Annotated in this window: 30 protein-coding genes; 26 read left to right on the top strand and 4 right to left on the bottom strand. The window is 57.9% G+C overall.

Annotation, left to right across the window (positions count from 1 at the left end):
- Nucleotides 1–137 precede the first annotated feature (137 nt).
- The 4 genes from NL123_RS15190 to NL123_RS15175 all read left to right on the top strand — a co-directional run bounded on the left by NL123_RS15190 (nt 138) and on the right by NL123_RS15175 (nt 4,066).
- A complete protein-coding gene (locus NL123_RS15190) occupies nt 138–893 on the top strand; it encodes a PFL_4669 family integrating conjugative element protein (protein ID WP_494358176.1) in 756 nt (251 codons plus the stop codon).
- Nucleotides 890–1,408, top strand: a complete 519-nt coding sequence (locus tag NL123_RS15185; protein WP_494358175.1) for a DUF3158 family protein — start codon at nt 890–892, stop codon at nt 1,406–1,408. Before NL123_RS15190 ends, NL123_RS15185 begins: the two co-directional genes overlap by 4 nt.
- On the top strand, nt 1,405–1,875 hold the full coding sequence (locus tag NL123_RS15180) for a single-stranded DNA-binding protein (RefSeq protein ID WP_494358174.1): 471 nt from the start codon (nt 1,405–1,407) through the stop codon (nt 1,873–1,875). The genes NL123_RS15185 and NL123_RS15180 overlap by 4 nt, the downstream gene beginning before the upstream one ends.
- Nucleotides 1,876–2,098: 223 nt before the next feature.
- Nucleotides 2,099–4,066: a DNA topoisomerase III gene (locus NL123_RS15175; protein WP_494358173.1), complete on the top strand. Its 1,968-nt coding sequence runs from the start codon at nt 2,099–2,101 to the stop codon at nt 4,064–4,066.
- Between the two features lie 42 nt (nt 4,067–4,108).
- Here NL123_RS15175 and NL123_RS15170 read toward each other — a convergent pair whose 3' ends face one another.
- Nucleotides 4,109–4,342 (bottom strand): DUF4880 domain-containing protein, encoded by a 234-nt coding sequence (locus NL123_RS15170; RefSeq protein ID WP_494358172.1) that lies wholly within the window; start codon nt 4,340–4,342, stop codon nt 4,109–4,111.
- Nucleotides 4,343–4,575: 233 nt separating this feature from the next.
- On the opposite strand from NL123_RS15170, the gene NL123_RS15165 reads away from it, so the two are divergent.
- The 21 genes from NL123_RS15165 (at nt 4,576) to NL123_RS15065 (ending at nt 21,848) form a co-directional block, all read left to right on the top strand.
- Entirely contained in the window at nt 4,576–4,917 is a 342-nt protein-coding gene (locus NL123_RS15165; protein WP_494358171.1) for a helix-turn-helix domain-containing protein, read from the top strand.
- A gap of 870 nt (nt 4,918–5,787) precedes the next feature.
- Entirely contained in the window at nt 5,788–6,369 is a 582-nt protein-coding gene (locus NL123_RS15160; protein WP_494358170.1) for an STY4534 family ICE replication protein, read from the top strand.
- 70 nt (nt 6,370–6,439) lie between these two features.
- Complete coding sequence (locus NL123_RS15155) at nt 6,440–6,697, top strand: hypothetical protein (RefSeq protein WP_048392834.1); 258 nt, start codon at nt 6,440–6,442, stop codon at nt 6,695–6,697.
- 100 nt (nt 6,698–6,797) lie between these two features.
- Nucleotides 6,798–7,292, top strand: coding sequence for a RadC family protein (gene radC / locus NL123_RS15150; protein ID WP_494358169.1), 495 nt, complete (start codon nt 6,798–6,800; stop codon nt 7,290–7,292).
- 53 nt (nt 7,293–7,345) lie between these two features.
- Nucleotides 7,346–8,092, top strand: coding sequence for a DUF5983 family protein (locus tag NL123_RS15145; RefSeq protein ID WP_494358168.1), 747 nt, complete (start codon nt 7,346–7,348; stop codon nt 8,090–8,092).
- 106 nt (nt 8,093–8,198) lie between these two features.
- Nucleotides 8,199–8,741, top strand: a complete 543-nt coding sequence (pilL2, locus tag NL123_RS15140) for a PFGI-1 class ICE element type IV pilus protein PilL2 (protein WP_494358167.1) — start codon at nt 8,199–8,201, stop codon at nt 8,739–8,741.
- Nucleotides 8,738–9,409, top strand: coding sequence for a chemotaxis protein (locus NL123_RS15135; protein ID WP_494358166.1), 672 nt, complete (start codon nt 8,738–8,740; stop codon nt 9,407–9,409). The genes pilL2 and NL123_RS15135 overlap by 4 nt, the downstream gene beginning before the upstream one ends.
- A gap of 9 nt (nt 9,410–9,418) precedes the next feature.
- Nucleotides 9,419–10,138: a TIGR03759 family integrating conjugative element protein gene (locus NL123_RS15130; RefSeq protein WP_494358165.1), complete on the top strand. Its 720-nt coding sequence runs from the start codon at nt 9,419–9,421 to the stop codon at nt 10,136–10,138.
- Nucleotides 10,120–10,668 carry a lysozyme family protein gene (locus tag NL123_RS15125; RefSeq protein ID WP_494358164.1) on the top strand — a complete coding sequence of 183 codons (549 nt, stop codon included), beginning with the start codon at nt 10,120–10,122 and terminating at the stop codon, nt 10,666–10,668. The genes NL123_RS15130 and NL123_RS15125 overlap by 19 nt, the downstream gene beginning before the upstream one ends.
- Complete coding sequence (locus NL123_RS15120; protein WP_494358163.1) at nt 10,665–11,180, top strand: integrating conjugative element protein; 516 nt, start codon at nt 10,665–10,667, stop codon at nt 11,178–11,180. The genes NL123_RS15125 and NL123_RS15120 overlap by 4 nt, the downstream gene beginning before the upstream one ends.
- 9 nt (nt 11,181–11,189) lie before the next feature.
- Complete coding sequence (gene traD, locus NL123_RS15115; protein ID WP_494358162.1) at nt 11,190–13,295, top strand: type IV conjugative transfer system coupling protein TraD; 2,106 nt, start codon at nt 11,190–11,192, stop codon at nt 13,293–13,295.
- 87 nt (nt 13,296–13,382) lie between these two features.
- The gene (locus tag NL123_RS15110; protein ID WP_494358161.1) at nt 13,383–14,114 is read left to right on the top strand and encodes a TIGR03747 family integrating conjugative element membrane protein; all 732 of its coding nucleotides are present in this window, start codon (nt 13,383–13,385) and stop codon (nt 14,112–14,114) included.
- 290 nt (nt 14,115–14,404) lie between these two features.
- Entirely contained in the window at nt 14,405–14,737 is a 333-nt protein-coding gene (locus NL123_RS15105; protein WP_494358160.1) for an integrative conjugative element protein, RAQPRD family, read from the top strand.
- Nucleotides 14,734–14,973 (top strand): TIGR03758 family integrating conjugative element protein, encoded by a 240-nt coding sequence (locus NL123_RS15100; RefSeq protein ID WP_044310629.1) that lies wholly within the window; start codon nt 14,734–14,736, stop codon nt 14,971–14,973. Before NL123_RS15105 ends, NL123_RS15100 begins: the two co-directional genes overlap by 4 nt.
- A 17-nt stretch (nt 14,974–14,990) precedes the next feature.
- Nucleotides 14,991–15,362 (top strand): TIGR03745 family integrating conjugative element membrane protein, encoded by a 372-nt coding sequence (locus NL123_RS15095; protein WP_494358159.1) that lies wholly within the window; start codon nt 14,991–14,993, stop codon nt 15,360–15,362.
- 7 nt (nt 15,363–15,369) lie between these two features.
- Complete coding sequence (locus NL123_RS15090; RefSeq protein WP_494358158.1) at nt 15,370–15,783, top strand: TIGR03750 family conjugal transfer protein; 414 nt, start codon at nt 15,370–15,372, stop codon at nt 15,781–15,783.
- Complete coding sequence (locus NL123_RS15085) at nt 15,780–16,421, top strand: PFL_4703 family integrating conjugative element protein (protein ID WP_494358157.1); 642 nt, start codon at nt 15,780–15,782, stop codon at nt 16,419–16,421. The genes NL123_RS15090 and NL123_RS15085 overlap by 4 nt, the downstream gene beginning before the upstream one ends.
- Complete coding sequence (locus NL123_RS15080) at nt 16,418–17,230, top strand: TIGR03749 family integrating conjugative element protein (RefSeq protein ID WP_494358156.1); 813 nt, start codon at nt 16,418–16,420, stop codon at nt 17,228–17,230. Before NL123_RS15085 ends, NL123_RS15080 begins: the two co-directional genes overlap by 4 nt.
- The gene (locus NL123_RS15075; protein ID WP_494358155.1) at nt 17,220–18,737 is read left to right on the top strand and encodes a TIGR03752 family integrating conjugative element protein; all 1,518 of its coding nucleotides are present in this window, start codon (nt 17,220–17,222) and stop codon (nt 18,735–18,737) included. Before NL123_RS15080 ends, NL123_RS15075 begins: the two co-directional genes overlap by 11 nt.
- Complete coding sequence (locus NL123_RS15070; protein WP_305384745.1) at nt 18,700–19,116, top strand: TIGR03751 family conjugal transfer lipoprotein; 417 nt, start codon at nt 18,700–18,702, stop codon at nt 19,114–19,116. The genes NL123_RS15075 and NL123_RS15070 overlap by 38 nt, the downstream gene beginning before the upstream one ends.
- The gene (locus NL123_RS15065) at nt 19,116–21,848 is read left to right on the top strand and encodes a conjugative transfer ATPase (RefSeq protein WP_494358154.1); all 2,733 of its coding nucleotides are present in this window, start codon (nt 19,116–19,118) and stop codon (nt 21,846–21,848) included. The genes NL123_RS15070 and NL123_RS15065 overlap by 1 nt, the downstream gene beginning before the upstream one ends.
- A gap of 24 nt (nt 21,849–21,872) precedes the next feature.
- Here the strand turns inward: NL123_RS15065 and NL123_RS15060 are convergent, their stop codons facing one another.
- The 3 genes from NL123_RS15060 to NL123_RS15050 form a co-directional block, all read right to left on the bottom strand.
- The gene (locus NL123_RS15060) at nt 21,873–22,619 is read right to left on the bottom strand and encodes an ATPase (RefSeq protein WP_159285463.1); all 747 of its coding nucleotides are present in this window, start codon (nt 22,617–22,619) and stop codon (nt 21,873–21,875) included.
- Nucleotides 22,616–22,864, bottom strand: a complete 249-nt coding sequence (locus NL123_RS15055) for a hypothetical protein (protein ID WP_159285461.1) — start codon at nt 22,862–22,864, stop codon at nt 22,616–22,618. The genes NL123_RS15060 and NL123_RS15055 overlap by 4 nt, the downstream gene beginning before the upstream one ends.
- A gap of 185 nt (nt 22,865–23,049) precedes the next feature.
- Nucleotides 23,050–23,307 carry a LasR-specific antiactivator QslA gene (locus tag NL123_RS15050; RefSeq protein ID WP_159285459.1) on the bottom strand — a complete coding sequence of 86 codons (258 nt, stop codon included), beginning with the start codon at nt 23,305–23,307 and terminating at the stop codon, nt 23,050–23,052.
- 160 nt (nt 23,308–23,467) lie between these two features.
- Between NL123_RS15050 and NL123_RS15045 the strand changes: the two genes are divergently transcribed.
- The gene (locus NL123_RS15045; protein WP_046062023.1) at nt 23,468–23,722 is read left to right on the top strand and encodes a helix-turn-helix domain-containing protein; all 255 of its coding nucleotides are present in this window, start codon (nt 23,468–23,470) and stop codon (nt 23,720–23,722) included.
- Nucleotides 23,723–23,798: the final 76 nt, after the last annotated feature.

Raw genomic sequence — 23,798 nt, 5'->3', positions numbered from 1 at the left:
GCGTAGTTCCAATAAAACGTAGACGTCAGGAGTTTGCCCTCTCTCACAAAACCGAACAGACCGCGTTCAGCTTTTTGGCTGCCCTTGTCCCTCATCTGTCGCAACGTTTCCGTCCAAGCCTATGCGAGGACGACACGATGGCCGATCACTATCAGCTCAACCTGGGCTCATTGCGCAGCAGCATCACCCTGACCCTGCACACACACCACGCCGCCCGAATCTGGCAAGGTCGAAACGCACGCGAAGGCGTCCACTCGATTATGGGTATGGCGGGCTACATCAGTGTCACTAACCTGATCAAACAAGCCGCAGCGCAGGACGATCCTTATGCCGACTGGGCGATCGTGCAGCTCGAAGAAAAATTGATGCAGGCCAAAACTGGGATGCTGGAACTGACCCAGCAGTTGGACCGGATCAGACAGGACCTGCCGACGCAGATCGACATGAGCGATAACCTCAACATCCACCCCGTCACCTTACCCTTGTACATCGGCAGCCAGCTGGGGTTTCTCGCCGTCTACCTGCTGACTGACTACGACACGCTGGTGCGACATACCCTATTGGCCCATCACACCGCCTTGATCGGTCGCCGGGACATGGAAGCCTGGATTGACGACGGCGCCCATCTGCTGCGCAGCCTGCTCGGTCAGGCGCAGCGCTATCGGCATGCTGGTGCCACCCGTGATGACATGGCGGCGAACAACGCTCGTGCTCTAGCGGCCATGGAGAAGTTTGGATTACCCCCTATGGACATCCTTGAGGGACATCGTCGCTCCCAGTTCGCGCCACCCATCATTCGTCATGGTGCTGTGGCAGTGGATAATGCTGACGCATTGGCAGAGGAAGCTTTAGAGCCATCTGCGACAGTCGATGAGCCGGAGGACGAAGTATGAAGCCCCTAATCCCGACTCAACCAATGCCCCTCAAAACGCTAACATCGGATGCCTATCGACAGCTCGAACACGCAGTCTCCCTAAAAGGCCTTTTAAAACCTTTTAAGGGTAAGGGGGAGCTGGAATACCTGGCACAGGTGGCGAGGGAAACCGAGGTGCAGTTATGTCGTCTGATGGAGGCTGTGGCGCAGCAGGCCGGACAATCTCCTTACTCGTTGCTGGATATCCGATTGGTGCTGCAGAACACCAGCGCGGGCAGCACCTTTTTGCGATGGCGCACCCGTGACTTCGCCCGTATGGGCGTTGCGATCTGGGAGCGCCAGGTCTCCAACAAGGCCTTGCCGCAAGCCGTACGCGAGGGCCTGCACCGTTTCGAATGCGAGCGCATTGCACTGAACTTGCAGATGAGCGTGGTGCATTCGCTCTACCGTCAGGCTTCAACCTGCGCAATCAAAATGGCCAGCGCCGAACGGCTGCTGCGCCAATTCACACCAGCAGCGGAGACATCACGATGAGTACCTTTTTCGTCGGTGAAGGCAACATCGGCAGTGCGCCAGAGTTTCAGGAGTTCCCATCAGGCAATGACGAGCCACGGCGTTTGCTGCGCCTGAATGTGTACTTCGACAACCCCGTGCCACGCGATGGCAGCTACGAAGATCGAGGCGGCTATTGGGCGCCAGTCGAGCTCTGGCACCGCGAGGCTGAACACTGGAGCACGCTGTACCAGAAAGGCATGCGCGTGTTGGTAGAGGGCCGCACCGTACGCGATAAGTGGGAGGACAGTGAAGACAATGCTCGGGTCACCTTCAAGATCGAGGCGCGTCGTGTCGGCATCCTGCCTCATCGCGTTCAGAACGTGGTCATGCGGGAGCGCTCAAGTGAATCAGCCTCGTCTGCGGCTCCCGTCGGGCAGGCTACAGACCAGGCCAGCTCGCCTGCGTCGAAGTCCAAAAAGCGCAGAGGGCAGCCACCATCGGCATGACTAATTTGAGGCATAAAAATTGCGCCTTTGCGCGAAGTGCCTGGCCTTTCATTACTCGCTGTTCGTGAAGCACTGTCGTCCACGTGGCTACAAGGTAAGTAGCCTCATCCCCAATCAAGACTGCCCTCACCGACTAATATAAGGAACCTGCCATTCAGGTTTCTCATAGCTCGCCACCGCTATTTCCAACAACGCTGCTCCGAACTTAACCCGGAGCAGTTCTATGCGTCTCTTTCTCTGCGAGAAACCTTCCCAAGGTCGTGACATCGCCAAGATTCTCGGAGCCAGCCGACGCGGCGATGGTTGCTTGATCGGACGCGAGACAACCGTCACCTGGTGTATCGGTCACCTGCTGGAAACGGCCCCACCTGAAGCCTATGGCCATCAGTACAAAACCTGGTCGTTGGATCATCTACCGATCATTCCCGCGCAGTGGAGGGTTGAGGTCAAACCCAAGACCGTCGCGCAGTTCAAAATCATCAAACACCTGCTCAGCGAAGCTGCCACCGTCGTCATCGCCACCGACGCCGATCGCGAAGGTGAAATGATTGCCCGCGAGTTACTAGAGCTCTGTAACTATCGTGGCTCTGTTGAGCGCCTCTGGTTATCCGCACTCAACGAGGCGTCGATTCACAAAGCACTGTCGTCGCTGAAGTCTAGTCAGGAAACCTTCCCGCTCTATCACTCAGCCCTCGCCCGCAGCCGCGCCGATTGGCTGATTGGTATGAATCTCAGTCGTTTGTTTACTCTCCTAGGACGGCGGGCGGGCTATGACGGCGTGCTGTCGGTTGGACGCGTCCAGACGCCCACTTTGCGCTTGGTGGTTGAACGAGACCGCGCGATTGCCAGCTTCGTCTCCGTGCCGTACTGGGTCGTGGAGGTGCACCTGTCTTCAATGGGACAACCATTCATCGCGTCGTGGATACCGCCAAGCTCAGGACGTGACGAAGCCGGTCGCTGCCTGCAGCAGGCGCTTGCCAGTCAGACCGTCCTAGCGATTTCTAGCAGCAAGACCGCCATCGTAGTCTCGCTGCAGACTGAGCATTTCCGCGAAGCGCCACCCCTGCCCTTCGACCTGAGCACACTGCAAGAAGTCTGTTCACGCAAGTTGGGACTCGGCGCGCAGGAAACCCTGAACATCGCGCAAGCCTTATATGAAACCCACAAAGCCACCAGCTATCCGCGCAGCGATTGCCGCTATTTGCCAGAGAGCATGTTCAACGAGGTCGCCGCGGTATTCGATGCCCTGCTCAAAATGGATCCCGCGTTACGCCCAGCGCTCGGAAGCATCGATCGATCATTGCGCTCACGAGCATGGAACGATGCCAAGGTCACTGCGCACCACGCCATCATCCCCACCACCGAGCCGGCGAACCTTGAGCGGATGTCAGAACAAGAGCGCCAAGTCTACGAACTGATTCGTAGCCACTACCTCGCGCAATTCCTGCCGCATCACGAGTTTGATCGAACCGAGGTCGAACTGGGCTGCGGCGCCGAGTGTTTGTCTGCTGTTGGCAAACAGATCCTCATCCAAGGCTGGAAAGGCTTACTCTCCGACAACGCCGAAGGCGATGAACCCAGTCAAAAGTCCCAGGTTTTGCCCGCCCTACAGCAGGGTATGCAGTGCGCAGTGGACAACGTCGAACTCAAGTCCATGCGCACCGCTGCGCCCAAACCGCTCACCGAGGGCGATCTGATCAAGGCGATGAAAAACGTCGCCAAGCTGGTCAACGACCCGCGCCTGAAACAGAAACTTCGGGATACCACCGGTATCGGCACCGAAGCCACGCGAGCCGGCATTATCAAGGGGTTGATTGAGCGCGGTTATTTGCTGAAGAAAAAACGTGCCTTAACGGCCTCCGCAGCGGCCCACACACTAATCGAAGCCGTGCCCGCCGCAGTCGCCGATCCGGGTATGACAGCAATCTGGGAGCAAGCTCTGGATGAAATCGAAGCAGGACGTCTGACCTTGGAGGCGTTCGTCGCAAAGCAGGCGAACTGGATTGCTAAGTTGGTCGAACACTATGGAGCGCTCAACTTGTCGATACCGGTCGATGCCGGCCCGGCCTGCCCCATTTGCAATGCCTCAATGATCAAGCGGAAGGGCAAATCTGGGCCGTTCTGGTCATGCTCGCAGTATCCGAACTGCAAGGGCACTACGCCGTTCAGAAAAGAGACGCGCCGCCCATGACAGTTCGATTGAGATCAACATGAAGTTAGGGTGGTGCACCGCTCAGTGCATCATCAGCGGCGCCTGATACCGCTCCAAGTCGATCAAAGGTTGTCCGACTTCACGGGCCAAGGCGATGCCTGTCGCTATCCATATCTGCCCCAGTTCGTTAAACGCTTTCAGGTGAGCAGGATCTTCGTTAAGCCAATGAACAAGGTTGTCGCGGTGTTCGGGATTATCAGGGCAGTCATGGATCTTGACGAACAGCTCCAGTGTTCGATCCCAGATCAGGTCCATAACGCTCTCTCGCTGCTCATCCATGCTCAACCCTGCCTCCCTTTGGCCCTATCAGGCCGCTCAGTCTCGCTGGTCACTTCGGCCTCTGATTCCTAGAGGAATAGATCTCACGTCGCGACAAACAGCTATTTCAGTCAATATGGCAACCCTTTAAGTCGATACTCAACCGTTAAGGATGTTCATGTCAATGGGTCTTTGCTCAACCATTCGGGTTGAATTGGAGAACTCATCACTTGGCACATAAACATCCGACCCAAGCCCAAATCGGGCGCATGATCGCGAAACACCGCACTCAGCGTAATCTGACCCAGGAAGAGGTGGCTGAACGCCTGGGGATCGGCAGCGAAGCCATTTCGCGCCTTGAGCGGGGTGTGGTGGAGCTTTCCGTGGTCAAGCTGATGCAACTGGCAGACGTCTTCGACTGCCGGATGGATGAACTGCTGACGGAGTCGAGCAGTCGCCCCAACGACCAGGGCCAGATGATCGCGGGCCTGCTGAGCGGCCTTCAAGAAAGCGACCGTGCCTTTATCCTGACGACCGTCGAACAGCTGGCCGATCATCTCAGTAGCAAATAATCTCTCAGCACACTGGCTTGACGTCCTCCCACCCCCTCTGCTGTAGTGCCTCAGAATCATCGTTTGCGACGACCCAAGACCGATTCGCTCCGGGTAGCTCGGTCGGACTCTTAGAGTTCGGAGCCTTCTCTTCTGCGGAATTTCATTTCCCGCTTCGTGTTCGACCTGATTGTTGTGGCGGATGACCGCTGTTGCCTCTGCCAGGCATCAGCGGTCATCCGCTACGGCGATCGCATTCAGTCCCGGAGCCCGCCGGGGAAACACTGGGCACCCTTTGTGCGCGGATGTGTGCCAGCGTATTCCGACCCAGGCCACGATAAGGGTCGGTTGGTGAATCATGGCGCAGTTAAATCAAGTTTTGCGAGGAGCTTGTCGACTGCGTCAGACCGCCTAAGGTGGCTTTTCTATTCCTCGCCTGGCACCCCGCCAGGCCTACTCTTCACTTTCTTCAGTCCAGTGATTGCCACTGAATTCCAGCCTAAAAAAATCGGCTTACGGCGTCTTGACGCTCCCCTGTGACGGGCTTATACAAAGGGTGTGGTTCGCTGTCGTTGACAGCACAGCCCAGGTAGCTTGAACCTTCAAGGCTACGCCACGCTCGTGGTGGTTTACCCAAGTGCGATCAGCATTCGGAGGCTCGCACGATTACCGCTTCAGCGGTGGTGAATGCCCACTACCCTAGATCCGCAGATCTGCTGCGGATTTCTCCTCTGCTGCACCTCTATTCTCCAGGCGCATCGATCTGATGGTCATCGGCTTGCCGGTGACGAGTCGTTCATCGTTCGCCTTCACCTAACCCACCCTGACGGGGACTCACTTCCCCGTCAGGGGCTGTGCGTCGCCGTTTTCCCTTGAAACAGGAGAACCACCATGGCCCACGCCAACCAATCCCAAGAAGCGACCACTTACTTCAATCTGCACACCGTCGGCATCGGCTACCTCAACCGTGTTCGCGAAGTACAAGTCCGCCGTGGCCAGCCGTTCATGGCCTGCGATATCGCCGCCCTGCACGGTGCCACAGATGCGGTCGAGTACACTCGCCTCGACTGCAAAGTCGCTGGAGGCGAAGCTGAACGCTTGATTCGTCTCTATATGGACGCCGTCAAAGCCGAGAAAAAGGTTTTGCTGTCGTTCCGTATCGGCGACCTGTGGATCGACCCATTTCTCTATGAGAAAGGCGATAAACAAGGCCAACCGGGCGCTAGCCTGAAAGGTCGTCTGCTGTACATCGACTGGATCAAGGTCAACGGCACGTTCGAATACAAAGCGCCTGCCAGGCAGGAGGCAACAGCACCAGCTGAGCAAGCGCCAAACAGTGAGCCATCCCCAACATCGGCTGATGCCGAAGTTGAGGAGACCGACAACCCAGCAGAGTCCAGGATTGAATCTGAATCTGCACCCACTCCCCGCACGGCCCGCCGTGTCACCACAAGCACTGTTCAGCCCGCCTGAACAATTCACGATGTTTACATTAAGGCGCTCAATCGAGCGCCTTTTCTTCAATCAGCACAGGAGACCCCACATGGAATCCTTCTGGCTTTGCGACGACTGCCTGTTCGCTGCGGCTTACGAGGACTACAGCACGTTATCGCTCTACTACACGACCGATGAGATCGAGAAACGCATCGCCGGTATCCATCTTGGACTGGTCCGGCTAATGCCCATCAGTGCCGACTTCGATCCCGAAACTGGCCGGGGAATAAGAACCTTCTCTCCGTTGCCCTGCGACGGTTGTGACTCACATCTGCACGGACAACGCCACCGATTCACTCGGCTGTAAACAGCGCGTCATCGGGCAATGCCCGTCACTCTATATCCACCTCGGGGACAACACTCCCCTCGGGTGTGTACCCCCGGATTGTTCCCTTCGGAGGTACCTCATGAACACCCAGCTCACCCTGATTGAAGCCTCGGATGTCGAGGCTGATCGTATCGCCCAGGAAAACCAGTTGATCGACGAAGCGCTGCACATTCTGGATCGTCGGCTGTTCACCCGCGGCCCCAATCTGACGTCACCTGACGCCGTGGCCTCATACTTAAAACTGCATATCGCACCCCAAGAGCATGAGGTTTTCGGTGTGATTTTTCTCGATGCTCGCCATCGCGTTCTGGCATTCGAGATCCTCTTTCACGGGAGCATCAATGGCGCCAGCGTTTACCCCCGCCAAGTCGTCAAGCGCTCCCTAGCGCATAACGCAGCAGCCGCGATTTTTGTTCACAACCATCCCTCCGGTTGCACGGAACCCAGCCTGGCGGATCATGCCTTGACCGCAAGACTGAAGGAGGCCTTGACCTTGGTCGAAGTCCGCGTACTGGATCATTTCATCGTCGGTGAAGGTCGCCCTCTCTCCCTTGCCGAGCATAGCTGGCTTTAACCCCCCAAAGGCGTCTTCGGACGCCTTGTTCATTTCCCTTCTGGAGAACCCTCATGAACCCAACAACCCAACCCCCGGCTCTGCTGGAAACCTCAAACCCGTTTGCTCGCGGCTACAACAACTTGCATATCGAACGACTGCTACAGATCGCCTATGCAAATGACTGCCCACCGTGCATTCGCCCCGTACACGACGCACAATCCCATCTGCCCGACGATGCGTTAGAACTGTTCCCTTGTCTGTTCAACGACGACTTCGCTCTGATCAGCGAGGGCCAGTCCACTCCGGATGAATTGAATGAACGCTTCCAGTCCACCGGACTGGTGCGGCAAGTGATCTATGCCGTAACTGGCGAAATGCTCAACGAACGACATCACGTCGGTGACCTGTATTCCCTGGAAGAAGCCCAAGCCATGGTCCATCGTTTGAGCTTCGACACAGGACACTACAGTCGAGCCTGGGAGATCAGTGCCGCACACCTCACTGACGAAGTACTGCGCCACTTGGAAAGCCGAGTTGGCAATTTCGACTCCAAGCCAACCGGACTGCTGTTTGAACCCTTTGCCCTGCCAGACTGCAATGGCGTCGGATGTAAGCTGATCGGAACGCCCTGGACCGACGATAACTTGGTGAAGATCGAGGGCAATCCTTACTCTTCGCTGAGGCAAGAGCAGCTCGACGCCGGCACGCCGGAGGCCTTGGTCAACGTACTGTATCTGGCGGCATTAGCGGATGTGAGGTTGTTGATTTTCGACCCCGACGCTGCCGTCTTGGATGGGCTAGCCATTTTTGATGAGTAGCAATGCCTTCGGCGTTAACACGACTCGCCTTGAATCAACTTTCTCACTGAATGAATCCTTCACCTCATGTCAGGTTCTGCACGGAATCTGACATGAGGTTTTTTCCATGGTGCGTTTTTTCACGCCTGTCTGCCTGCTGGGCTTGTTGAGCGCCTGCACCGCGCCAATCCCAACCCCATTGCCGACTCATCCAGAGATTGACGGTGGCTCCAATCGACCCCAGTTATCGAGGAGCCCAGCCGACGAACGCCATCCGTCAGAGCTCCGCTATGGCCGCTATACGCTGGTCAGCACCGAGCCCACCACGGAACAACGTGATCTTCTCGCTCAAATCGTTGACGTGAGCATTCCGTCCAACCTGAATCCTTCGGTACAGGAAGCAATGCACTACGTGCTGCAGCGCTCGGGTTATTCGCTCTGCCCTGCCGAGGAACCAGTGAAAATACTGTTTACCCGGGCTCTGCCCGCCGCCCATTACCGACTCGGCCCGATCTCATTACGCAACGCGCTACAAGTGCTGGCAGGCCCCGCATGGCAACTCACGACCGATGAGGTCAGCCGTTCGGTCTGCTTCGAACGGGAGAAAAATGATGCTGGCAAGGTGCGGGCCACACCAACCTCGTCCCATCAGTCGGAGGCACGCCCATGAAAGCCTCGACATTTCAAACTCTCATTGTCGGCTCCCTTTGTCTGGCGGTCTCCGGGCTTAGTGGTGGCTTGTATAACCAGTATCAACGCGTGACCGAGCTGGAAAATGCGAACGCCCAACGCTTACAGACCCTGGATACCCTGCAACGTGGTTCAAGCACCCTCATGGATGCACAGGAGAAGCTGCAGTACGCACTGAAAGACCTGAAGCAAACGGTCGATACAGGTGAGCAACAGGCCAATATCCTCGATCCGATGTTGGATCAATGGGCACAAGAGATACAGGAGCTACGCGACGGCCTGGCAGACCGTGCCACCGCAGCCGACATGATCGCGCTACGCGCACGACTTGAGCACGTCGAGCAGCGACTCCTGGACCTCGAGACCCAGCCATCACTCCCATCACCGGCGCCTTCCTCGGCCAAGTCGAAAAAAACCGCTCGCCCCAAACCTGCCCCGCTCTCGCCGCCGTTCTCAGTGTTGAGTGTCGAGTCCCGCGGTGGCGAGCGCTTTCTGGCAGTCGCTCCTCCTGATAGTCGCTCGCTCAGGGATATCCGGTTGCTGCACAACGGCGAGCAGCTCGGCGCCTGGCAGCTGAAGGTGCTGGAGCAGAGCGCGGCCATCTTCGCGGTGACCGCTCAGCCAGACCAGACAGTGCAACTCCCTTGAGAAGCGATTATGTACCGAGCGCTGCTGTCCCCCATCGTCTGTCTCGTTTCATTGCTTAGCACGGGCCCTGCGATGGGCAACCCTGTCACGACACCGTCGCGGATCCAAGACACACAGTCCACTCCGCTGGGGCGCTCACACTCTGGACAGGCGGCAAGCTGGAGTCTAACGGAGCAAGAATGGACACGCTTCGAACAGATCCAAGCCGGCCCGCGTGGTTTCTGGAGCCCTAACCTCGATCCGCTGACTGCGCTCGGCGTCGAGGCAGAGACCGACCAAGAGCGCCAGCGTTATGCGGAGTTGCAGGTAGCGCTGGAAGCCAAACGCGCCGAACGCGAGTTGGCCTACCAAAACGCTTACAACGCGGCCTGGGCCAAGCTGTTCCCCGGGCTGCTGCCGATCCAGGGTATGGCACCCCCACCCCCTGCCAACTCATTGGCCGCACCGCGACAGGCCCTGTTTGTAGAGGACAACTGCGCGGCGTGCAACGCCCAAGCGAAACTTCTGCAAAGCAGCGACATGGCTTTCGATATCTACCTAGTGGGCAGCCAGGGCGAGGATGAACGCGTCCGTAGCTGGGCTCGTCAAGCAGGCATCGATCCAGCCAAAGTTCAGCGTCGGCAGATTACCTTGAACCATGACCGTGGTCGCTGGTTCAGCCTGGGTGCCCCTGGACCATTGCCCGCCACGCTTCAGCAGGTGAATGGACAATGGCAACGCCTCGATTGAGCGGTATTGCACTCATGCTGACGGTGCTCGCCGTCCAGGCTGATGAACTTCCGCCCCCCGCGTACCAATTGGCAGCGCATAACGCGGACATTCCTTCCAGGGTGTTATTCGCAATTGCTCTGCAGGAGAGTGGGATCCACGTCCGTGGTCGGCTGCTGCCCTGGCCCTGGACACTGAATATCGCAGGAACACCCTACCGCTTCGCCACTCGGCAGGCAGCCTGTCACGCTTTACTTCAGGCGCTCGCCCGGCAGGAGGCCAAGCGGGTGGATGTCGGACTTGGGCAAACCAACCTAGGTCATCACGGACAACGTTTTTCCAGTCCCTGCGAAGCCCTTGACCCCTATCAGAATCTCGCCGTGACCGCCGCGCTATTGCGGGAGCATCACGCCGTTACCGGCGATTGGGTGTCAGCTGCGGGACGCTATCACCGCCCGGCGGGAGGAATGCCGGCCGCACGTTACCGCGAGGGTTTCTCTCGGCAACTCGAACGTCTGCCGGTTTCTTTCAGGCAGGGCACATCACCATGAAACGAATACCTCTTACCCACTATTTCCTCCTGTTTTTAGCACCTTTCGCTCAGCCGGAACTGACCGTTGCCGGAGACCAACCTAGCGGCTTCGTCCGGCCCCAATTTCAGGTTTCCGGGTCGACAACAAATAGCAACATCCAGCCTTCTCGAGCCATGCATGCGGACCTGTCCGCGTTTGCCGATGAAGCATGGATACTGCCCGTCCGGAGCTCCCACTTGAGCCCCGGCCAGATCACGTCTCGCGCCCTGAACATGCCGGGCTTACGATCATTTTTCCTGGTCGGTGAGGATCCCCAATCGTTGGCTTGGTTGCGTCAACGTGCGGCTAAACTGCAGGAAATGGGTGCGGCTGGCCTCGCCGTGGAAGTAACCGATACTGAAGCCCTGGCCCGGATTCGAGCAGCTGCTCCCGGCATCACTATCCTGCCGGTCAACGGCAACGACATTGCCACCCGTTTGCAGATTGAGCACTACCCCGTCCTGATCACCGCCACTTCACTGGAACAGTGAGCCCAAGTCGTGGCCGAGCATGCGATGGAGTCCAAGCTCCGGCCAGCGGTAGAACTGTACACCGTAGCGATCTGCATCGCCGCCGCGGTGTTGTGCGTGTACTCGCCCTGGGCTGTAACTCTATCACCCGAGATCGGTCTGGTTGCTGCGCTGGCCTATGCCTTGTTCGGCCTGATCCGACTGCGACAAGCCTGGGAGGTGCTGCGCTATCGGCGCAATATCCGTCGGTTGCCCCGCTACGAACTGACCAGCCGTCAGATTCCGGTCAGCCGCAAGCGTCTGTTCATGGGCCGCGGCTTTCGCTGGACCCGCCTGCACACCCAGCGCTTGGTCGAGGCGCAGGATCCGGCTGTCGCGCACTATGTCGACCAACCTCTCCGTTATCGCCTGGCCCGCGGACTCGAACGTCGACTGGAACATGCACCGTTTCCACTCTCTACATTGGCGCGTGTCACGGTCTGGGACAGCGCTTTCAACCCGTTGCGCCCATTACCACCGGTCGGTGGCTCGTCGCTGTTGCATGGGGTCGAGCCCGATGAAACTGAAGTCGGTCTGCCGCTGGGTGAACGAGTCGGACACACCTTGGTGCTCGGTACTACTCGTGTCGGTAAGACGCGACTCGCTGAGGTGTACATCACCCAGGACATTCACCGTGTCGAACATGAGGTGGTCATCGTCTTCGATCCGAAGGGTGATGCCGACCTACTCAAACGCATGTACGTCGAAGCCAAGCGGGCCGGCCGGGAGAAGGAGTTTTATGTGTTCCATCTGGGCTGGCCGGAGATCTCTGCCCGATATAACGCCGTTGGCCGTTTCGGACGTATCTCGGAAGTGGCGTCGCGCATCGCCGGGCAACTCAGTGGTGAAGGTAATTCCGCAGCTTTTCGTGAGTTCGCCTGGCGTTTCGTCAACATCATCGCCCGCGCTCTGATTGAGTTGGGCCGACGCCCAGACTACCTACAGATCCAACGGCATGTGGTCAATATCGATGCATTGTTCATCGAATACGCCCAGCAGTTTTTCGCCAGAACCGATCCGAAAGCGTGGGAAGTGATCGTCCAGCTTGAAGGCAAGCTCACCGAGAAGAACATCCCCCGGCATATGGTGGGACGCGAAAAGCGGGTGGTGGCCATCGAACAATACCTGGCGGCGAAGCGGGTGTTTGATCCGGTAATGGACGGATTGCGTTCGGCGGTGCGTTATGACCGCACCTACTTCGACAAAATTGTTGCCTCGCTACTGCCGTTGCTGGAGAAACTTACCACCGGTAAGACCGCTCAGTTACTAGCCCCCAACTACACCGATCTGGATGATCCGCGGCCGATCTTCGACTGGATGCAAGTCATCCGAAAACGCGGCATCGTTTATGTCGGCCTCGATGCACTGACCGATGCCGAGGTGGCTGCCGCCGTGGGCAACTCCATGTTCGCCGACTTGGTCTCGGTCGCGGGCCACATCTACAAACATGGCATTGACCACGGCCTGCCCGCATCGGGCAGCAGCAGTGAGAAGCTGCCGATCAACCTGCACGCCGATGAGTTTAACGAGTTGATGGGCGATGAGTTCATTCCGCTGATCAACAAGGGTGGCGGTGCCGGCATTCAGGTGACGGCCTACACCCAGACCCTCAGCGACATCGAAGCGCGAATCGGTAACCGGGCCAAGGCCGGCCAGGTGATCGGCAATTTCAACACCCTGCAGATGCTACGCGTGCGTGAAACCGCTACCGCGGAGTTACTCACCAAGCAGTTGCCTATGGTGAATGTACTTACGAAAACGCTGGTGTCCGGTGCCACCGACACCTCCGATCCCGACGCCAACACAGACTTCACTTCGTCTTCGCAGGATCGCGTCAGCAGCACCAGCGTGCCGTTGATCGAGCCCGCTCACATCGTCAGCTTGCCCAAGGGGCAAATGTTCTCCTTCCAGGCCGGTGGGCAGCTCTGGAAAGTCCGCATGCCTTTGCCTAAGCCCTCCAACGGTGATGCCATGCCCAAGGACCTGCAGGAGCTTACCCAGCGGATGCGGGCCACTTACAACGAACAGGCGGGCCAATGGTGGAGTGCGAGCGGTGGCGGCCCAACAACCAACTTCGATCTAGATCAGGTGGGGTAGCCCGCCCCGCTGCAGGTTTTGATTCAGCAGAAAACGATCCAGAAGACATCGTGGCGACATCTGCTTTGCAACGCATTGGAGTGAACGATGACGACTTCCGCACCAAACACGCCACCACAACCGATCCAGCCCCCAGGATTAATCGTCTCGGCGATTGGCTTGGTTCTACGCATCATCGGTTTGCTGATCGCCTCGTTGCTATTCTCGATCCTCATTGAGTTCGTTGGTCTACTGCTGTTCTGGAGCGACCAGGGTTGGCGACACAGCCAAGCCATGTTGAATAGCGAGTTGGGATGGCTCACCGAGCACTTCAAAGCCTCACTCATCCTCCAACAACCCGGGCCAACGATTGTCCAGTGGTTGGATCTCCTCAATCAGTGGCTGCTAGTCAAGACTGGCTTTGCGGATTTTGCCCGGCAAGCGAGGGTGTCGAGCCAGGGCAACGGGTTTGGGAGTTGGATCACCCACCTCTACGTGAGTATTGAGGATTTCGTGCTGGCAGCGGTGTATGTGACCTTTACCTTCGTGGTGCGCCTGACCATCCTGTTCCTGGCCATGCCGCTGTTCTTGCTGGCCACATTCACTGGTTTTGTCGATGGTTTGATGCGCCGTGATTTGCGTAAATTTGGCGCGGGACGAGAAAGCAGCTTTGTTTATCACCGCGCTAAACGAGCAGTGTTACCACTGTTGATCGTGCCCTGGATCATTTACCTATCTCTGCCCTTTTCGCTCAACCCCATCGCTTTTCTTTTGCCTTGTGCAGTGCTACTAGGAGTGGCAGTAGCAATCACATCGACGACGTTCAAAAAATATCTCTAAATACTTAGTTAAGCTGTTCCCTCAACATCGCAGACGCGGAAATGTACAGCCCTGCTGCCTGGTCGCGCACTTTAGGGCGGGCTTGTGGTGTACCTGAGCGTTTTCATCGCCGTCCGATCAGTATTCGGAGAAGCCTTATTACGATCTCTCTCGACGCTGTGGATCAATTAGCTGAACGCAAGCATCCTCAGTCCTTCCCCAGAAAAAGCGATTTATCAGACCTCAGGTTTCTTGCAGAAAAATTCGACCTCTGACTTGATTCTGCTCCCAGATCCATATGGACCAGCATCATGCCAACTACCGTTTTTCGCTGCTTACTATTCTCGCTGGCTATTGTCGATGGCAGCAGCTATGCCACATCTGGTCATGAGCAGGATCAGCTCAGCCTAGTCCAGCAGCAACTCGACACTCTCGAACGCCTTGCAACGCAAGCTCAGGCAGCCAGCACGGCTGAACCCGACGATCGCTATCGCTTTGACTACCCCCGATTGATTCGAGACATACAGCGCATCCGTCTTGGTGTGCATGGCTATCTCTCCCCTTCACGCGCTCAACCTCGCGATCCCGCTGAATTGGTCGGCGATTACCGCCTCGACACCCCGTCCGCGGAGTCCTCGCCATGAGCATGACTGACGCCCAGATCGCAGCGTTCCAAAACGCCTCCGGTTTCTCGGCACAGAGCAGTTCGACGCTATGGCTGTCTCTGGTTCTCGTTCTGGCTTTGCTTTGGTGCGCCTGGGTGATGTGGACGGCCTACCGGGGTTGGGCCACTGGCAGTGTGCGCTTTGGAGCCTTCGGTGGCAGCGCCGCACGCGTGCTGCTCACCTTGCTGGTTTTGATGTTCTTCACCCTGTCTTAACACCGGAGATCACCATCATGCTCAAGTGCCTTGCCCCCCTAAAAAACAATTTGCGAGATCATACGAACCAGCGCTTAATCGGTCTGCTGCTGGTACTCGGTCCAAGCCTGGCTTTTGCCGAGTTACCGACAATGGAAGCCCCTTCGCGCGGCGAGGGTTCCGGTCTGATCGAGACGATCAAAAACTACGCCTATGACGGCGGCATCCTACTCGGCCTGCTGATCGCCCTTCTCGCATTTCTTGGTGTGGCCTGGCACTCGCTGACCGTCTATGCCGACATACAGAACCAGCGAAAGACTTGGAAAGACCTTGGTGCAGTGGTCAGTATCGGCGCCCTGCTCGTGGTGATCATTATCTGGTTCTTGACCAAGGCTGCCGCGATTCTGTGAGGTCGGTATGAACGACACAATCGAACGCCTTGCCGACGGTACCTTGGTTTTTCTGCCCGAGCGACTCAATCGTGATCCCGCCGTATTGCGAGGGTTGACCAATGATGAGATGTGGGTAGCACTCGGCACCGGCGCTGTCGTTGGCCTGCTGCTGGGCGTTCCTCTGGCGATTGCCACCGCTTCCATTGCCATAGCGCCGACCGGCATGATCGCCGGCATGGCAGTGGTGTTATTGGCCGGTGGCACGCTACTGCGCCGGGCCAAACGGGCTCGCCCCGAGACCTGGTTGTACCGCAAACTCGAATGGGTACTGGCTAGCCGTTGGCGCCTGGGGCGCGGCGGTTTGATCCTCCACTCCGGTGTTTGGACAGTTCGCCGCTCACGTCGACTTCGCCCTGCCCTGTCCCGGTGGCAGCCATGAGCCGATTTCGGAACAAAGTGGATGCCCAACAGGCCCATATCTTCAGCCTGCGTCTGGCGGTAGTGATCCTTGCCCTGGTCTGTGCCGGGCTCTGGTACGGCTGGCGCTCGGCACCTACCGATCTGACCGTGCATGTACCGCCAGATTTGCGCTCAGGCAGCACTCGCAAATGGTGGGATATCCCTTCAGAGAATGTGTATGCCTTTGCCCTGTACATCTTTGGCCAACTCAACCGCTGGCCCTCGGATGGCGAGCAGGATTATCGCCGAGCCATCTATGGCTTGCAGCCCTACCTGACCCCAGCCTGCAAGACCTTCCTCGACGGCGACTACGAATACCGCAAGGCCGCCGGCGAACTCCGCCAGCGGGTGCGTGGCGTCTACGAAATTCTGGGCCGAGGCTACAGCGAAGATCCGGAACTCAGGGTCAAGCAACTCGATCGCGACAGCTGGCTGGTCACCCTCGACCTCAACGCCGATGAGTATTACGCCGCCGAACCGGTGAAACGGGTGGTGGTGCGTTATCCATTGCGCGTGGTGCGTTTTGATCTGGACCCCGAACGCAACAAGTGGGGGCTGGCATTGGATTGTTATCAGGGCACGCCGCAAAAAATCGCTCTGCCTGGAGGTGAGCCATGAAGCGGATTTTTACCCCGGGGCTCACCATCGCACTGATGCTATGGGGAGCAGCAGCGCAGGCCGTCGAGTTGATGCGCTGGGAACGCCTCCCTCTCGCGGTCCCGCTGGTGATCAATCAGGAACGAGTGGTCTTTATCGATGAGGATGTTCGAGTCGGCCTGCCCTCAACTCTGACAGGCAAACTGCGCGTGCAATCATCCGGTGGCGCGCTGTATCTGCGCGCGTCGGAAGCCATTGCTCCGACCCGACTACAACTGCAATCGGTCGCGACGGGCGAGATTATCCTCTTGGACATTGCAGCCACGCCTGGCGATCAACCGCTGGAGCCCGTGCGTATTCTCAAGAATGCTCCGGTACAGGCGACTGTGGCTGAATCTAACAGCGTCCATGTTCCAGAACGTACGCCGATCCCGGTCGCCTTGACGCGCTATGCCGCACAGAACTTGTACGCGCCGCTGCGCACCGTAGAACCCCTACCCGGCGTACGCCGCGTCCCGCTCAAGCTGCGCAGCGAACTGCCAACCTTACTGCCGACCGAAAACGTGTCCAGCACACCCATAGCCGCCTGGCGACGCGGTGATTACTGGGTGACGGCAGTGAAGTTGCGCAATCGTGGTTCAGAGTCGGTGCAACTCGATCCGCGCCAGATCCAGGCCAAGCTGTTCTCCGCAGCCTTCCAGCATGCTTTCCTCGGGCCTGTCGGCAGCGCTGAAGACACCACGATCGCCTACCTCGTCACTCGCGGTGCCGGCCTCGAACACGCCGTGCTACTCCCGCCCGTTGCGCGAGGTGCTGACGATGAAAGCTAACGCCTTGCTCAAATGGTTGGTACCGGCTGCGCTACTGGCCGTGGTGTTGATCATCCTGAAAACCTGGGTCGCGGGCGGCAGCGCTCCCTATCCAGCTAGCCCAGTTGATCAGGACAATATTCAGTTATCCGCCGAGCAAGCCAAGTCGCTCGGCATTGCTGGCGATACCCCCCGCGATACGGTCGCCACCCTGGTCGGCCAGGTGAAGGCCATGCGCAGCGACATGCTCGGTTTGAAGAAACACAACGATTCGCTACAGACGGAAAACAACCGCCTGCGCGAGCGGGAAAACAGTGTTGATTCGCGTATCCAGACGGCGCTTGGCAGCGTGACTCAACAGGTCGACGAAAGTCGCCGACAAGCCAACGAGGCTCGACTCAAAGCGGAACAAGACAGTCGCCAGGCCCGTGGTCTGCTGACGCAATTGCAGGAGCAGCTGTCGGGGCTGACCGGCAAAGACAAGGATATGCCTATCGGACTGGGGCTTGAGCCGGGCGAAGGCTCCCAGTTCGAACGGCAGCATTCTGCCAATGATGCACTGCAGTGGATCGAGCCCTCGGATGCTCTGCCCAGCGACGCCCAGGGCAAAACCAAGACCGCGTCCGCCCTGAGTCTGCCTACTGCCTTCAACTCACTGGAGGGTTTGAAGGACAATGCCATCGACCGCAGCCAGAAGCAGTTACGCGAGGTCACCAAGGGTGAACGTGACCAGACACGCTCCGCTGATCGTACCGAAGGCGCGAAGCCGGTCTACACCATTCCCGAAAACGCGACATTGACGGGCTCGGTCGCTATGACCGCGCTGATTGGCCGAGTCCCAGTGGACGGCACCGTGAATGATCCCTACCCCTTCAAGGTGCTGGTTGGTCCGGAGAACCTGACAGCCAACGGCATCGATCTGCCGGACGTTGCGGGCGCCGTAATGAGCGGCACGGCGTCCGGTGACTGGACTCTGTCTTGCGTACGCGGACAGGTCGAGTCAATTACCTTTGTGTTTACCGATGGCACCATCCGCACGGTGCCTCAGCCGAAGGCAGTAGCTAGTCGCAATGCCTCTACCACCCAGAGGTCAAACACCGACAAGATTCGTGGCGGCCTCGGTTATCTGTCCGATCCGTATGGCATTCCTTGCATCGCCGGCGAGCGCCGCTCGAACGCTCAGCAATACCTCGGTAGCCAGAGCCTGATCACCGCCGCCGGCGCCGGCGTCGCCGCCTTGCTCGGGGATGAGCAGAACAACAGCAGCGTGATCAGTTCAGGTGGCAGCACGCTCGGGGTTACCAACAGCATGGGCAACAGCGCGCTGAATTCAATTCTCAGCGGTGGGGTCAGCGACATCCGCGAGTGGGTCAACAAACTATATGGCGAAGCCTTTGCTGCCGTGTATGTGCCACCCGCCGCACAGGTCGCACTGCACCTCGACCATGAGATCACCATCGACTACGAGCCCAAGGGCCGGAGCGTTCGCCATGAAAAAGACCATGCCTCCCAGCCTGATCTGGATTAGCTTGCTTTGCTGGGTCCTGACGGGATGTTCCACCGACAAGGAGACGCTGCTGCCCCATGGCGAGCAAACCATGTCGGACATCTGGAACGGCGCCGGTTCACAAGGCACTCAGCAGCAACTGCTGGATGCTCGGCAGCAGCTACGCCGCCCGCTGGCCCAAGCAGATTCCTCCGTTGCTCTCCAGGAACCGTACACGCGCACAGCGGCGAATGAGATCCACAATCTGTTCCCTCGCTTGCCCAACCCCGATCTGGTGCTGTACGTGTATCCGCATTTGAGTGGTACCGAGCAGGCACCGGTCCCGGGTTACTCGACGGTCTTTCCCTTCTACCAACGTGTGCAGTACGCATTACCTGGTGAACGTCAGGAAGACTTGTAGTGCGTAACCGCACTCCTGCTTGGAAAGCCTGGCGCCACCCATTGCGCCCTCGCGCCACCTTGGCCGATGACGCGGCACTCTATGCGCACAATCCAAGCTTCACCGATCATCTGCCTTGGGTCGAATATCTCGACGCCGAACAGTGTTTTCTGCTCGATGACAATTGCTCGGTGGGCGCGGTGTTCGAATTGCTGCCCATGGGCACCGAAGGGCGCGAACCCGATTGGTTGATGGCCGCTCGCGATGCCCTCGAGGATGCCCTGCAGGATAGCTTTGACGAGCTGGACCAAGCGCCGTGGGTGGCGCAGTTTTTCTGTCAGGACGACAACGATTTCACCCCCTACCTGACCCGGCTCACCGATTATATCCAGGACAGCGCGCGAGGCACGGTCTTCACCGAGGCGTATTTGGAGCTCAGCCGCCGTCATCTGAAGGCCATCGCCAAACCCGGTGGTCTGTTTGAGGATCAGGTGGTGACGCGCCTGCCCTGGCGTGGCAATAACCGTCGGGTACGTTTGGTGGTCTATCGCTGGATTGACTCTGGCACTGAGGAGATGGGGCTTACCTCGGTGCAATCCCTGCAACAGGCTTGCGAACGTGTTGCCGCTTCGTTGCAGGCACGCGGAGTGCAAACAACGCGAGTCGATGGCCGAGGTCTGTATGCCTGGTTAGTGCCCTGGTTCAATCCGGCACCCAGCCTCACCGATGAAGCGCCCGAGGAGTTCTACCGCCGCGTGGCCTATCCGGAGTCGGGCGACGGCGAGTCGCTGGAATTGCCCTTCGATCATGACTTCGCCGAGCGGCTGTTCTTCAACGAACCGCGTTCAGATGTGCAACGCGGACTCTGGTTTTTTGACGATCAGCCCCACCGGGTGCTGGTAGTGGACAAACTGCGTCGAGCGCCCTTGATAGGTCAACTCACCGGAGAAACCCGCAAAGGCGACGCGGTGAATGCGCTGTTCGACCAGTTACCCGAAGGCACGGTGATGAGTCTGACCCTGGTGATCAAGCCGCAGGACGTGCTCGAAGACCAGTTAAACTGCCTGGCCCGCAAAGCCATCGGTGAAAACCTGGCCTCGACCCAGACTCGTCAGGATGTCGAAGAGGCTCGCGCGATCATCGGCCGCCAGCACAAGCTGTACCGAGGAACCCTGGCGTTCTACGTACGCGGTCACGATGAACAGCAATTGCACCAGCGCTCGGTCAGCCTGGCCAACGCGCTGTTGGGCGCGGGCCTGCAACCGGTACGTGAAGGCGACGAGGTCGCCGCCTGCAACAGCTATCTGCGTTGGTTGCCGATGGCTTACAACCCAGCACGCGACACGCGCAACTGGTACACCCGCCTGATGTTCGCCCAGCACCTGGCGAACCTAGTCCCAGTCTGGGGCCGCAACACAGGTACCGGCCACCCAGGTATCACCCTGTTCAATCGTGGTGGCTCGCCGTTGAGCTTTGATCCGTTGTCACGCCTGGACCGGGCCATGAACGGCCATCTGCTACTGTTCGGCCCGACCGGCGCCGGTAAGTCGGCCACCCTGGTTACCTTACTGATGCAGGTCATGGCGGTGTATCGCCCTCGCCTGTTTATCGTCGAGGCCGGTAACTCATTTGGCTTGCAGGGCGACTACTTCGCAACGCAAGGCCTGTCGGTCAATAAGGTCCAATTGAAACCTGGCTCCTCGGTCAGCCTCGCCCCGTTCGCCGATGCCTGGCGCCTGGTCGAGCAGCCGGATCAGGTGGCGAACCTGTCGATTGATGAATGGGACGATGAGGCGGTAGCCAGTCGCGAAGACCAGCGCGATGTTCTCGGCGAACTGGAAATAACTGCCCGCCTGATGATTACTGGCGGCGAGGCCAAGGAAGAGGCGCGCCTGAGTCGAGCCGATCGCAGTTTGATCCGCGAATGCATTCTTGACGCGGCGCAGGCCTGCGTCGCCGCAGGCCGGCAGGCGCTGACCCACGACGTGCGGGACGCCTTGCTGCGCGTCGCCGCCGACCCGCACTTACCGGAGAAGCGTCGTGAGCGGGCCCAGGAAATGGGCGAGTCCATCGATCTGTTTTGCCAGAGCTTCGAGGGTGAACTGTTCGATCGCGAAGGTACGCCCTGGCCCGAGAGTGATGTGACCATTGTCGATCTCGCCACTTACGCTCGCGAAGGCTACGAGGCGCAGATGTCCATCAGCTACATCAGCCTGATGAACACCGTGAATAACCTTGCCGAGCGCGACCAGTACCTGGGCCGACCGATCATCATGGTCACCGACGAGGGTCATATCATCACCAAGAACCCGCTGTTGGCGCCATTCGTGGTCAAGGGGACCAAGATGTGGCGCAAGCTCGGAGCCTGGTTCTGGCTGGCGACGCAAAACCTTGCCGACTTTCCTTCCGCCGCGCAGACCATGCTGAACATGATCGAATGGTGGATTTGTTTGAACATGCCGCCCGCGGAAATCGAAGAAATAGCACGGTTCAAGAAACTCACGCCGGCACAGAAAGCCTTGCTGCTCTCCGCCAGTAAGGAGCCCGGAAAATACACTGAGGGAGTCGTGCTCTCGAAGAAGCTCGAAACGCTGTTTCGGGCCGTGCCGCCCAGCCTTTATCTCGCCCTGGCCATGACGGAGCCCGAGGAAAAAGCCGAACGCTGGACACTGATGCAGAGCACCGGCTGCTCGGAATTGGAGGCGGCTTACCGGGTAGCTGAACGGATCGATAGGATGCGAGGAATTAAGTGAAACAGAGCTGATCCTAGGTTTCGATCAACCCGGCAGCAAATCCTTGAACACCTTCTCCACGTAGGCTTGCATGAACCAGTCAGGGATCTCATCAGCCCTGAATTCAAGGTCAGTCCCGTCTGTTACTTCAGCGAGCAACACCAGATCAGCGCCGGAGTTATCAAAGATGTAAGCCCGGTTCGAGGCTGCGATGGCTGCTGGCAATAGGTTCAGGCAACGACCGTAGCGCTGCACAATTTTTTCCGTGGGGACTGGGTGCCCACCTGCCGCGACACGGTTCTTGACCCTATTGATATTGATGTCAGGATCTTCAGTGGCGACAAAGTAGAGGTAGGTTCGATATCCCGACGCTTTTGCCTTAAGCATAAAAGCGACTTTGTCCTCGCTTGACATCACCGTTTCGAAGGTGAAAGACAATTGGGCTTCGAGCAACTTGTGCCGGATGAAATCAGAGAGCACGGAAGCAAAATAGGAGTTCATCGCGACGGACTGGAAATTCAGGCCGTTATTGCTGAAGTCTATATTGGATGCCTCTTCAACGAGCTGGGTCGACCGAATCAGTCGGTGCGCCTTGATAAAGCCGAGAACCTCGTCGCCTTCGACTTCCAGTTGAAAATCGCTAAATTCCAGGCGTCCGCCCTCTTTGGCAGCCTTTTCGATTTCATCCGGGTTGATGTAGATCCCGATCAGGTGGGAAGGGACGGCACTCTTCATCGTGCTTTTGCCGGAACCGTTAGGACCGGCAAACATCCTCAGCCGAGGAACTGTCATGAGCAGCGACGCACCTTGATAATGCCGCCCAAGGTCACTTTATGCTTGGGCTTGGCCACTCGAATAACCTTGTGCTTACCATCAGCAGTCGTTTCAACGAGCATGCCGTCCATGACTTCCATCACGCTGCGTCCGGCCGCCAGCGCGTTGATATAGGCCGTATTGATCGCACCTTCAGCCATGGCTGGGATTTTACCCTCCAGCCGGCTCACCAGATCATCACTCAACACTTGATCGGCTTTCATATCGCGCTCCACGTTCTCAGAGCGTGCAGAATCTGCACTTATCAGAATTCTAGCTACGTAAATCTGTTTATCACAGACCAACGCCACTTCTGTCAGATCTCCATTCTAGAGGAATGGAGCCTGGAACCATACCTTCCAGTAAATTTTCCCGTGTAGGCCATATCGTCAGGGTTGGAGCCGCACGGCTACGGTGAAACGCCTTGAAGCCGTTGCTGAATTCTCAATAAAAATCCTGCTTCGAAAGCATCCTGAGAGTCTCCTGCCGGAAAAGTCTTACGTGCCTGCGCCAGTTCCCACCACAGCGGTACGTCACCAGGCGTATCGAGCCAGACCTGGGCGCATTGCACGCCGCGTTCGATCATGGGCGCAAATTCGCTGCCCCACGGCGTCAAAAGACTCGGGCAGCCGTCCGCAGCCGGAATTGAAACGTAATTTTCGTCCATAGACACCTTAGCTTTCGATTTAATTATTAATGCTGGGTCTGTTCGAAGCAGCATAGAAACAAAACTGGCACTTCGCTTAAGCACCAAAAAAGAGCCCGAATCAGGCCAATGTAGACTATATCCCGTGGATTGAGAGTCCCTCAAGGCGCAGTTTGCGCGCATGACTCAAGACTACGAACAGCTCCGTCTGCAACTAGCGGAAAACATCCGCTCGATGCGACGCGTGAAGAACCTTACCCAGGAGCAATTGGCGCTCATGGCCGAGGTGGATCGTACCTACGTGAGTCAAATCGAACGAGGGGTAGGCAACCCGTCGTTATTGGTCCTCTGCAAACTCGCCAACATTTTCGAGATCAAAACGGACCAGTTGCTCATCGAGTCTGACGCGCTTGCTCGTACGCTGAGCGCTGAATGACTATCTACTGATCTAGAAGGTCGCTGTAAACCGACTATCCTGCGTTCGGCTTTCTCACTGACACCCCTCTTTCGAT

The organism is Pseudomonas sp. FBCC-B1565, assembly GCF_059133265.1.
This window is presented reverse-complemented; position numbering and strand designations above follow the sequence as displayed.

Bases quoted from the DNA above. Each gene is read 5' to 3' on its own strand.
- NL123_RS15055 (WP_159285461.1), bottom strand. From the start codon at position 22,864: ATGAAAGCCGATCAAGTGTTGAGTGATGATCTGGTGAGCCGGCTGGAG.
- NL123_RS15120 (WP_494358163.1), top strand. From the start codon at position 10,665: ATGAAACGAATACCTCTTACCCACTATTTCCTCCTGTTTTTAGCACCT.
- NL123_RS15075 (WP_494358155.1), top strand. From the start codon at position 17,220: ATGAAAGCTAACGCCTTGCTCAAATGGTTGGTACCGGCTGCGCTACTG.
- NL123_RS15105 (WP_494358160.1), top strand. From the start codon at position 14,405: ATGCCAACTACCGTTTTTCGCTGCTTACTATTCTCGCTGGCTATTGTC.
- pilL2 (WP_494358167.1), top strand. From the start codon at position 8,199: ATGGTGCGTTTTTTCACGCCTGTCTGCCTGCTGGGCTTGTTGAGCGCC.
- NL123_RS15190 (WP_494358176.1), top strand. From the start codon at position 138: ATGGCCGATCACTATCAGCTCAACCTGGGCTCATTGCGCAGCAGCATC.
- NL123_RS15135 (WP_494358166.1), top strand. From the start codon at position 8,738: ATGAAAGCCTCGACATTTCAAACTCTCATTGTCGGCTCCCTTTGTCTG.
- NL123_RS15080 (WP_494358156.1), top strand. From the start codon at position 16,418: ATGAAGCGGATTTTTACCCCGGGGCTCACCATCGCACTGATGCTATGG.
- NL123_RS15095 (WP_494358159.1), top strand. From the start codon at position 14,991: ATGCTCAAGTGCCTTGCCCCCCTAAAAAACAATTTGCGAGATCATACG.
- NL123_RS15045 (WP_046062023.1), top strand. From the start codon at position 23,468: ATGACTCAAGACTACGAACAGCTCCGTCTGCAACTAGCGGAAAACATC.
- NL123_RS15155 (WP_048392834.1), top strand. From the start codon at position 6,440: ATGGAATCCTTCTGGCTTTGCGACGACTGCCTGTTCGCTGCGGCTTAC.
- NL123_RS15100 (WP_044310629.1), top strand. From the start codon at position 14,734: ATGAGCATGACTGACGCCCAGATCGCAGCGTTCCAAAACGCCTCCGGT.
- NL123_RS15130 (WP_494358165.1), top strand. From the start codon at position 9,419: ATGTACCGAGCGCTGCTGTCCCCCATCGTCTGTCTCGTTTCATTGCTT.
- NL123_RS15085 (WP_494358157.1), top strand. From the start codon at position 15,780: ATGAGCCGATTTCGGAACAAAGTGGATGCCCAACAGGCCCATATCTTC.
- NL123_RS15185 (WP_494358175.1), top strand. From the start codon at position 890: ATGAAGCCCCTAATCCCGACTCAACCAATGCCCCTCAAAACGCTAACA.
- NL123_RS15160 (WP_494358170.1), top strand. From the start codon at position 5,788: ATGGCCCACGCCAACCAATCCCAAGAAGCGACCACTTACTTCAATCTG.
- NL123_RS15125 (WP_494358164.1), top strand. From the start codon at position 10,120: ATGGCAACGCCTCGATTGAGCGGTATTGCACTCATGCTGACGGTGCTC.
- NL123_RS15180 (WP_494358174.1), top strand. From the start codon at position 1,405: ATGAGTACCTTTTTCGTCGGTGAAGGCAACATCGGCAGTGCGCCAGAG.
- NL123_RS15145 (WP_494358168.1), top strand. From the start codon at position 7,346: ATGAACCCAACAACCCAACCCCCGGCTCTGCTGGAAACCTCAAACCCG.
- NL123_RS15070 (WP_305384745.1), top strand. From the start codon at position 18,700: ATGAAAAAGACCATGCCTCCCAGCCTGATCTGGATTAGCTTGCTTTGC.
- NL123_RS15175 (WP_494358173.1), top strand. From the start codon at position 2,099: ATGCGTCTCTTTCTCTGCGAGAAACCTTCCCAAGGTCGTGACATCGCC.
- NL123_RS15090 (WP_494358158.1), top strand. From the start codon at position 15,370: ATGAACGACACAATCGAACGCCTTGCCGACGGTACCTTGGTTTTTCTG.
- NL123_RS15050 (WP_159285459.1), bottom strand. From the start codon at position 23,307: ATGGACGAAAATTACGTTTCAATTCCGGCTGCGGACGGCTGCCCGAGT.
- NL123_RS15060 (WP_159285463.1), bottom strand. From the start codon at position 22,619: ATGACAGTTCCTCGGCTGAGGATGTTTGCCGGTCCTAACGGTTCCGGC.
- radC (WP_494358169.1), top strand. From the start codon at position 6,798: ATGAACACCCAGCTCACCCTGATTGAAGCCTCGGATGTCGAGGCTGAT.
- NL123_RS15170 (WP_494358172.1), bottom strand. From the start codon at position 4,342: ATGGACCTGATCTGGGATCGAACACTGGAGCTGTTCGTCAAGATCCAT.
- NL123_RS15110 (WP_494358161.1), top strand. From the start codon at position 13,383: ATGACGACTTCCGCACCAAACACGCCACCACAACCGATCCAGCCCCCA.